The sequence below is a fragment of the Polaromonas sp. P3_C2 genome (assembly GCF_056402675.1).
On the sequence record NZ_JBFUGX010000090.1, the window covers coordinates 1 to 9,141 of the forward strand.

Here is a 9,141-nt window from a genome sequence, read left to right on the forward strand (position 1 = left end):
CCTAAGGACTGTTCGAAGCTCGTATTGTAGCAAAGCAAAACGGCTATCTTGCTTCGCCCCGAAAATTTGCCGAAAAAAGTCCTGCAGCCGGGTTCAACGTCTCCGCGCGGACCGCACGCCCGGCACCTCGGCCACGACGGCCAGCACCTGGTTAAGCCGGCCCGATTGCGCAACTTCAACGGTGAATGTCATCCACGCCGTGCCGCCGCGGTTGTCCTTGACCGACTGTGTCTGCACACCAATCACATTCATTTTTTCCTTGGCGAATACCTCGGAAATATCGCGCAGCAAGCCCTGCCTGTCCGCCGCCTCCACGGCCACATCCACCGGATACACCGCGCCATCCGCCGTCTTGGGTGCGTTCCATTCAACCTCAATCACGCGGTCGGGGCTGCCGCTGGCCATGTTGCGAAAATTGCTGCAGTCGCTGCGGTGGATGCTGACCCCTTTGCCCTTGGTGACGAAACCGAGAATTTCATCCGGCGGCGCCGGCTTGCAGCATTTGGCCAATTGCGTCAGCAGGGAACCCATGCCGACCACCAGCACGCCGCCGCCACTTTTGGATTTCTGATTCGGCGGACGCGCTTTTTTTGCCAGCACATAGTCGTCCTGGCTCAACATCGGTTCGGGTGGCCTGAGCATGTTTTCAATCGTGCGCAGTGACAACTCGTCCTTGCCCACTACTTCAAACAAATCATCCGCCGCCTTGAAGCCGAGTTGCACCGCCAGGTCGTCCAGCTTCATGGCGGTCTTGCCCTCGCGCTGAAGCAGTTTTTCCACGGCCTCGCGACCCCGGGCCACGGTTTGCTCCATGGCCAACGCGTTGAACCATGCGCGGACTTTCGACTTTGCACGGTGGCTGCACAAGAAACCGAGCTCGGGGTTAAGCCAGTCGCGCGAAGGTCCGCCTTCCTTCACGGTGATCACTTCCACCGTCTGGCCGTTTTGCAAGGGCGTATTCAGCGGCACCATGACACCGTCAATGCGCGCGCCCCGGCAACGGTGTCCCAGGCTGGTGTGCACGCTGTAAGCAAAATCTACCGTCGTCGCGCCCTGCGGCAACTCCACGATGGCGGCATCGGGCGTCAGAACATAGATACGGTCTTCGAACAGGCCCTGCTTGGCGTCGCGTGCACGCTGGGAGGCCGGGCCCGAGAGATCCCTCTCCCACGCGAGCAGTTGCCGCAGCACGGCGATCTTGGCGTCATATTCGCTGCTGGCCGACACGCCCGCGTAACCCTTGGCACCCGCCTCCTTGTAGGCCCAATGCGCAGCCACGCCGTGCTCGGCATGGTCATGCATGGCCTGCGTGCGCACCTGTATCTCCACCGCCCGCCCGCCATCGTCACGCACTACGGTGTGCAATGACTGGTAGCCATTGGACTTGGGCTTGGCGATGTAGTCGTCAAACTCGCCGTCCACCGGCGTGAAGCGGGAATGCACAAAACCGAGCGCGGCATAACAGCCCTTCACGTCGGCGGCAATCACACGCAAGGCACGGATGTCAAACACCTGCTCGAAGTCGAGCGACTTGCCGCGCATTTTTTTAACGATGCTGTAGATGTGCTTGGGTCGGCCCTGCACCAGCGCGGCAATGCCGTTCTGGTTCAGTTCGCGCTCCAGCTGCGCACGCAAGGCCTCCATGAAGCCTTCGCGCTCCACGCGCTTTTCATCCAGCAGGCGGGCTGTCTGCTTGTAGGTATCGGGTTCCAGAAAACGGAAAGCCAGGTCTTCCATTTCCCATTTGATCTGCCAGATGCCCAGGCGGTTGGCCAGCGGCGCAAACACATGCAGGGATTCGTGCGCCAACGGCAAAGGGGCAGGTTGCCGGGTGGCCGCGTAATGGCGCAGGGTTTGAAGCCGCGACGCCAGCCGCAACATCACCACCCGCAAGTCGCGCGAAAACGCCAGCAGCATCTTGCGGACGTTTTCGGTTTGCGCGGCCGGGTCGTCCAGCAGATGCGCCTTGGCATTGGCAGTACGAGCCTGCCGCTGCACCTGCACCAATTTGGTGGTCTCCAGCGCCAGTGCAGCGTAGTTGGCGCCGARGGCCTTGGTGATGACTTCCTGCGGCTTGTTCAGGTGCTGGCACGCATACACCAGGTAGGTCGCGGCCTGCATGGCTTCCGAACCGCCGATGTTTTTCAGGATGGCAGCCACAGCGTCGGCATGCGCCAGGATGTTTTCACCCGTGTCGTGCGTTTCGCTGGCGATCAGAGGCTCGGCAAACGCCCGGGCACGGGCCAGCGCATGCGGCTGGTCCGGCAGGCTGTCGGCCGTAGCGGTCACGATGGAGGCGTTCGCCCCCTGGGAGGCTGTCGGGCTACCGGGCCCGACCACATTGCTTTTCATGAAACTTCAGTCAAATAGTTGCGAGGCTGGCAGCGCCGCATTGCGGCACTTACCCAGCATTACCCAATTCAATACCCGGGTGCTACCCAAGCAGGAAACCCGACACGGCGGCCACCTGGTCCGCAGCGATCAGCGTGGGCGCATGGCCTACCCCGTCGAACTCCACCAGGCGCGCGCGCGGGCCGCGGGCCGTCATGGCCTGAGCCGTCTGGGAGCTCAGCAAGTCCGACTGCTTGCCGCGGATCACCAGCGTTTCGGCCTTGATATTGTCGTAGAGCTGCCAGAGCACGGCTTCACCCTGGCGCGCGGAGTCCTCGGTCTCCTGCTTGAACGGCACAGCGATGGCCGGGTCGTAATGCAGGCGCCACTTGGCATCGGCGGCGTCCGAGACGCGCCGGAGCATGGGACGCGACAGCGCCAGCCACTGTTCGGGCGTGTGCGGGCCAAAGCTTTGGGAAATCGCCCACATGGCATCGGCCGCTTCCTGCACCGACCCGAAGTGACCGGCCTGCCCCAGATAGGTGCCGATTCGCACGATTGCCTGCCACTGGATGGCCGGCCCGACGTCATTGAGCACCAGGCGGCGCACCGCCGTGGGCAAGGGCAGACCAGGCGTCCCACACACCGCCACGCCGATCAGGCCGCCCATGCTGGTACCCACCCAGTCCAGCGAAACCACAGGCGCCTGCGCGTGCAGCTGGCCCAGCAGCGCCAGCATGTCGGCGGCATAGCCTCGCAGCTGGTAACCCATGGGGTCTTTGAGCCAGTCGCTTTCCCCACGGCCCACCACGTCGGGGCAGACCACGCGAATGCCGTCCGGCGCCTGCTCGCAGAGCGTGCGCGCCAGCACGTCAAAATCGCGGCCCTGCCGCGACAGGCCATGCACGCACACCACAACGTGCGTGCTGTCCGGCTGGCCCCATTGCCAGTACGCCATGCGATGCCCGCCTGCGGCGTCCGGGCAATTTACGTAGTTCAGCGTAGGTTGGGTCATGGTGCGGCAGTTCAATTCAAAGGCTTGATAATTGCTTGAAAAATCGGCGATGCGCAGCCTGCACCGCGCGCTGTTCAGAATCCCAGCTCAACCATCGTAAATCATCCGGAGAAACATCATGCTCAAAGGTAAAACAGCTCTCGTCACCGGCTCGACCAGCGGGATCGGCCTGGGCATCGCCAAGGCGCTGGCAGCGCAAGGCGCCAACATCGTCATTAACGGCTTCGGCGACGTGGACGGCCCCAAGGCCGAGATCGAAGCGCTGGGTGTGCGCGTGGCCTACCACGGCGCCGACATGAGCAAGCCCGCCGACATCGAGGACATGATGCGGTTCGCTGCCGCGCAATTCGGCCAGGTCGACATCCTCGTCAACAATGCCGGCATCCAGCACGTCGCCCGCGTCGAGAACTTCCCGGTCGAGAAATGGGACGCTGTGATCGCCATCAACCTGAGCAGCGCCTTTCATGCCACCCGCCTGGCATTGCCTGCCATGCTGGCCGCCAATGGAGGCAAGGGCTGGGGACGCATCATCAATGTGGCGTCGGTCCACGGCCTCGTGGGCTCTGCAGAAAAATCCGCCTATGTCGCCGCCAAGCACGGCATTGTGGGTCTGACCAAGGTCACCGCCCTCGAAAATGCCACCACCGGCGTCACCTGCAACGCCATATGCCCAGGCTGGGTACTGACGCCTCTGGTGCAAAAACAGGTGGACGCCAAAGCCGCGGCCGGAAACATCAGCAACGAAGCCGCCAAGCAACAACTGCTGGGTGAAAAAGAACCTTCGCTGCAGTTCACCACACCCGAAGAGCTGGGCGCGCTGGCGGTGTTTTTCTGCTCACCGGCCGGCAATAATGTGCGCGGCGTGGCCTGGAACATGGATGGCGGGTGGGCGGCGCAGTAAAGATCAAGCCGTTTGCAACATCCGGCCCACATAGTCGCCAATTGCCAGTGAGCTTGTCAGCCCTGGCGATTCAATACCAAAAAGATTGACGAGCCTTGCCACGCCGTGATCACGCGGTCCCTGGATCAGAAAATCTTTGGCAGCCTCATGAGGCGCCTGGATCTTGGGGCGTATGCCCGAATAACCCGGCATGAGCGCACCGTCGGCCAATGCGGGCCAGTACTTGCGTACTTCGGCATAAAAAGCATCGCCGCGCGCCGGGTCCACCACCAGGTCGTCGGGTGAATCGACCCATTGCACATCGGGCCCGAACTTGGCCTGGCCGCCTAGGTCGATGGTCAGGTGCACGCCCAGGCCGGCGGCTTCGGGCACGGGGTAGATCAGGCGGCTGAAGGGCGAACGGCCGGGCAAGGTGAAGTAGTTGCCTTTGGCGTAATGGCTGGGCGGCACATGCTGCGCCGGAAAGCCGGCAAAGCGGCTGGCCAGGTGCTGGGCCTGCAGCCCGGCGGCGTTGACGACGGTCCTGGCTTGCAGTTCCGTACCGTCTTTTGCTATTAAATTAATAGCTGCTTGCGCACACTCCGCATGGGCCAGGGGCGAATTAAGCACCACAAGCCCGCCTGCATTCTCAAGATCGCCCTGCAGCGCCAGCATGAGGCCGTGGCTGTCGACAATACCGGTGCTGGGCGAATGCAGCGCCGCCACGCATTCGAGTTGCGGCTCCATCGCCCGGGCTTCTTCGCGGGTCAACAGTACCAGGTCGTTCACGCCGTTGGCGGCGGCCTTTTCACGGATGGCCTGCAGCTGCGCCACCTGAGCCTCGCTGGTCGCTACGATCAGCTTGCCGCAGCGCTTGTGGCCTATGCCGCGTTCCGCGCAGTAGTCGTACAGCAGGCCCTTGCCTTCTACGCAGAGCCGCGCCTTGAGCGAGCCCTGTGGGTAGTAAATGCCGGCGTGAATCACCTCGCTGTTGCGCGAGCTGGTGCCTGCGCCTATCGCGTCGGCGGCTTCCAGCACCATTACCTCCCTGCCCTGCAAGGCCAGCGCACGCGCCACCGCCAGGCCCACCACGCCTGCACCAATCACCACACAGTCGACCTGGTCCATATCAGACGCCCTCGAAACCTTCAATGACGTTGACGGCATTGGTGCCCAGCGCCGCGGCGGCGTAACCGCCTTCGAGCACAAATACCGTGGGCAACCCCAACTTGCCCAGGCGTTCGCCCAGGCGGATAAAGTCGCCAGGCAGCAGCGCGAATTTGGAGATGGGGTCTTCGGCAAAGGTGTCCAGCCCCAGCGACACCACCAGCGCGTCGGCGCGGTGCTGCTTGATGCGCAGGCATGCCGCTTCCAGCGCCTCAAACCAGCGCAGCACGGTACAACCGGCGGCCAGCGGCAGATTCAGGTTAAAACCTTCGCCCTCGCCCGCTCCGGTTTCGTCGGCATAGCCCAGGTAGAACGGATATTCGGTCAAGGGGTCGCCGTGCAGGCTCACGAAAAGCACATCAGCGCGGTCATAAAAAATGCTTTGTGTCCCGTTGCCGTGGTGGTAGTCCACGTCCAGCACCGCCACGCGCGCGGCGCCACCGTCCCGAAACGCCTGGGCAGCGACTGCAGCGTTGTTCAGGAAGCTGTAGCCTCCCATGAAGTCGGCCCCTGCATGGTGGCCGGGTGGACGGCTGCAGCAGAACACGCCGCGCGCAGCGGACTGGCCGGTCGCCAGCAAAGCGGCAGCGCTGGCGGCGGCATCTGCACCAGCCTTGGCGGCTGTCCAGGTCCCCGCGGAAAGCGGTGACCCGTTGTCCATCGAATAAAGCCCCAGCCGTGCGGTGAAATTGACGGGCTCCACATCGCTGCGCAAAGTACGCACGGGCCAGACAGAGGGAAAAGGCTGCCGCTGGTCGTTGCCCTCTTCAAGCGCCACCCAGTCGCGCCACGCATGCTCGAGAAACGCCAGGTAACGGGCACTGTGCACTTTGGCCAACAGCGTGCGGCTGTCGGCCTGGGGCGTGCGCAGCTCGTGGCCGCGCTCGCTCAGGCGGGCCTTAACGTACTCGGCGCGCGCCGGGGTTTCAAAACACGGCACGCGCTCACCGCGGTAGAACTCGAACGCAGGGGCGTGATCGTGGTGGCTGTCGCTGAAAAAAGTAAGCATGGTGGCGAATGGTTTGGTTCGTTCATGAAAAGGAGGTGATGGTGGTTACCCGAACAGCGCAGCGCGCCGCCATCAAAGTGTGCGCGGGTCGGTCTTCAGCAACACCTCGACCAATGAGCGCAACGTCGCCTTCAGCGGCCCGGCGCCCGGTGTCATCTCCAGCGTGGTTTCGTCCATGTACAGCTTGCGGTTGATCTCCAGCTGGATGCTGTGCCGGTGCCCGGCCGGGTTGCTGTAGCGGCGCACCAGTTCCACGCCTTTGTAGGGGTGGTTGTAGGCCACGCTGTAACCCTGCGCGCGCAGGTGCTCACACACCAGTGTCGACAACGCCTTGCTGGCAGTTGTGCCTTCACGGTCGCCGACCACAAAGTCCGCATGCGCCTCACCCGGAAAATCGGTGGCGCTGCCCGAAGCCACTGCCGGCATGGAGTGGCAATTGATGTGGATGCTGTAGCCGCGCTGCCGCCAGGCGGCATCAATCGCCTGCGCCACGGCGGCGTGGTAGGGCTTCCAGCACTGCTCGATGCGCGCCTGGATTTCCGCCACCCCCAGTTTGCGGTCATACAGCGGCACGCCTTCGTCGGTGGTGCGCCAGATCAGCCCCTTGCCCAGGCGGACCTTGGACATGACCTGGGGATCATCGTCTACCGGTTCGGGCCAGGGCGCTTCCAGCAGGGACACATCCATTTCGGTGGTGTTGCGGTTGGCGTCCAGGTAGCTTCGGGGGAAATGCGCCTCAACCCAATGCGCACCCAATGCCGGCGCAAAGTCATACAGTTTTTCGACATGGGTGTCTTCTGCGCTGCGCAGCACGGCGAGCTCGCAGGCATGCCCGAAATCAGCCGGATACACCGTCCCGCTGTGCGGGGAATCAAGAACCAGCGGAGTGCTTCCGGGCAGGTAGGTAATGGAGGGCATGCACTGACTTTAGCAGCAGCACATTGGCAAACGGACGGTGGCGCTCCAAGGTTCAGCCCTTTCGCAAACTTCCGTTTGTCCTACAGGGTTTTAACTTTTAGCCCCACAACAGTGTGTGGGTGCGGCCCTTAAATTTCACAGCGGAAAGCCCGCTAAACCGCTTTTTCCAAAAGAAAAAGTGCATTCCGAAAATTCATTGATTGAAGGAACCACCATGCCATCATTGACCCGCAAACTCTCCGCAACCGTGCTGGCTGCTGCTGCCCTGGCTGCGGCCGCAGGGGCCAACGCCCAAAGCGGTTCGACATCGTCCAACACCACGTACAGCAGCAATTATTCGTTTTACGCACCGGGCTCGCGCTATTTCGGCCTGAACGTGGGCAGCTCAGACTTTTCCCTGCCAAGCGGTGCCGGCGGTTTTCCTTCCGACAACAGGGACACGTCGTACAACATCTACGGCGGCAGCTATTTCAACAACAACTTCGGCCTGGAACTGGGCTATACCGATTTCGGCAAGATCAACCGTGGCGGCGGGCAGACCGATGCAGAAGGCATCAACCTGAGCCTGGTCGGCCGTTTGCCAATGAGCAACTCCTTCAACCTGCTGGGCAAGCTGGGGACGACCTATGGACGCAGCCACGTGTCCGCCGCACCTGCGTCCGGCATTGCCACAGGCAGCGAAAGCAATTGGGGCGTGTCGTATGGCCTGGGGGCCGAATGGGCATTCACCCCTACCTTGTCGGCGGTGCTGCAGTGGGACGAGCATGACATGAAGTACCCCGGTGGCGGCAAGGAACGCCTCAGCACCACCAGCATAGGCCTGCGCTACCGCTTCTAGGCCGTTGTGGCAGCGTAGCCAACAGCCAAAAGCCCGCATGCCTTTCATGGCATGCGGGCTTTTTTCATGTTTTCGCTTCACGCATTCACTATCAATTTCATAGCTGCTTGCGCCCGCTATTCTTTGCTTTCAAGCATTTTCTTCTTATAAAACCGCGTGCACGTGCGGTGCCAGCATCTCCTGCAACAGCCAGGTTCCGGCACGGCCCAAGGGGCGCTGGCGTGACCATACGGCGTCCACAGGCACCCTGCGCGGCCAGCCGCGCGCATGAAGTTCGACCAGTTTGCCAGCGGCAAAGCGCGTCACCATCCAGCGYGGAATGGCCGCCCATCCAAAACCCAACACCGCCATTTCCAGCAGCATGAGATAGCTGGGAGCGGACCAGGCGCGGCGCGACTGGCGCGCCCCATGTGAGCCCCGGACTCCCTGCGCACCCCGCTCCATCTCTATATAGGTATCCAGCCGCAGCTCCCTGAAATTGACCAGAACGTCGGGCGTGATGTCTTTCATGCTGGCCAATGGGTGGGCGGCCGCCACAAACAGGGTGATTTCAGACTGCTCGGCAATCGTGGCCGAACCGATGTCCGGCGGATAAGCGCCCTGGGCTGCTACCACGCCAATGTTTGCCCGCCCTGTTTGCACCAGCGACACTAGGTCGCCGTGTTCGGCAATCAGGCACTCAAACTCCAGGTCGGGAAAGCTTTTCTCAAAAGCCGAAAGCATTTCTTCAAACCGGTCTGACTGGTAGGTGTCCGACCAGACCACGCTGAGCCTGGGCTCAAGGCCGCCCCCAAGCTGGCTGGCAGCGCGGTCAAGCCGGTCACTGGCAGCGAGGATTTCCTGCACCTTGCCCAGCATGACCCGTCCGTGTTCCGTCAGTGCCGGCTTTCGGSTGCTCCGGTCAAACAGGTTCAGGCCAAGGTCGATTTCCAGGTTGGCAATCGCACTGCTCACCGTCGACTGGCTTTTGCCCAGTTTGCGGG

The 9,141-nt window shown here is 62.4% G+C and carries 8 protein-coding genes; 2 read left to right on the forward strand and 6 right to left on the reverse strand.

Features of this window, described 5'->3' with window-relative positions:
* Positions 1-93: 93 nt before the first annotated feature.
* A complete protein-coding gene (locus tag AC1DWI_RS06015) occupies positions 94-2,352 on the reverse strand; it encodes a RelA/SpoT family protein (RefSeq protein ID WP_477724534.1) in 2,259 nt (752 codons plus the stop codon).
* Between the two features lie 82 nt (positions 2,353-2,434).
* On the reverse strand, positions 2,435-3,346 hold the full coding sequence (locus tag AC1DWI_RS06020) for an alpha/beta fold hydrolase (RefSeq protein ID WP_477669242.1): 912 nt from the start codon (positions 3,344-3,346) through the stop codon (positions 2,435-2,437).
* Between the two features lie 118 nt (positions 3,347-3,464).
* Here AC1DWI_RS06020 and AC1DWI_RS06025 point away from each other — a divergent pair, with 118 nt between their 5' ends.
* A complete protein-coding gene (locus AC1DWI_RS06025; protein WP_477649166.1) occupies positions 3,465-4,247 on the forward strand; it encodes a 3-hydroxybutyrate dehydrogenase in 783 nt (260 codons plus the stop codon).
* Positions 4,248-4,250: 3 nt separating this feature from the next.
* Here the strand turns inward: AC1DWI_RS06025 and AC1DWI_RS06030 are convergent, their stop codons facing one another.
* The 3 genes from AC1DWI_RS06030 to AC1DWI_RS06040 form a co-directional block, all read right to left on the reverse strand.
* Entirely contained in the window at positions 4,251-5,354 is a 1,104-nt protein-coding gene (locus AC1DWI_RS06030; protein ID WP_477669241.1) for an NAD(P)/FAD-dependent oxidoreductase, read from the reverse strand.
* Position 5,355: 1 nt separating this feature from the next.
* Positions 5,356-6,402, reverse strand: a complete 1,047-nt coding sequence (locus AC1DWI_RS06035; RefSeq protein ID WP_477669240.1) for a histone deacetylase family protein — start codon at positions 6,400-6,402, stop codon at positions 5,356-5,358.
* A gap of 72 nt (positions 6,403-6,474) precedes the next feature.
* On the reverse strand, positions 6,475-7,320 hold the full coding sequence (locus AC1DWI_RS06040; RefSeq protein WP_477669239.1) for an N-formylglutamate amidohydrolase: 846 nt from the start codon (positions 7,318-7,320) through the stop codon (positions 6,475-6,477).
* 214 nt (positions 7,321-7,534) lie between these two features.
* Here AC1DWI_RS06040 and AC1DWI_RS06045 point away from each other — a divergent pair, with 214 nt between their 5' ends.
* Entirely contained in the window at positions 7,535-8,158 is a 624-nt protein-coding gene (locus AC1DWI_RS06045; RefSeq protein WP_477669238.1) for an outer membrane beta-barrel protein, read from the forward strand.
* A gap of 144 nt (positions 8,159-8,302) precedes the next feature.
* Here the strand turns inward: AC1DWI_RS06045 and AC1DWI_RS06050 are convergent.
* On the reverse strand, positions 8,303-9,141 hold an 839-nt coding region (locus AC1DWI_RS06050; protein ID WP_477724535.1), incomplete at its 5' end, for a LysR family transcriptional regulator.

Coding starts and splice junctions, on each gene's coding strand:
- AC1DWI_RS06035 (WP_477669240.1), bottom strand. CDS start 6,402: ATGCTTACTTTTTTCAGCGACAGCCACCACGATCACGCCCCTGCGTTC.
- AC1DWI_RS06040 (WP_477669239.1), bottom strand. CDS start 7,320: ATGCCCTCCATTACCTACCTGCCCGGAAGCACTCCGCTGGTTCTTGAT.
- AC1DWI_RS06045 (WP_477669238.1), top strand. CDS start 7,535: ATGCCATCATTGACCCGCAAACTCTCCGCAACCGTGCTGGCTGCTGCT.
- AC1DWI_RS06025 (WP_477649166.1), top strand. CDS start 3,465: ATGCTCAAAGGTAAAACAGCTCTCGTCACCGGCTCGACCAGCGGGATC.
- AC1DWI_RS06030 (WP_477669241.1), bottom strand. CDS start 5,354: ATGGACCAGGTCGACTGTGTGGTGATTGGTGCAGGCGTGGTGGGCCTG.
- AC1DWI_RS06020 (WP_477669242.1), bottom strand. CDS start 3,346: ATGACCCAACCTACGCTGAACTACGTAAATTGCCCGGACGCCGCAGGC.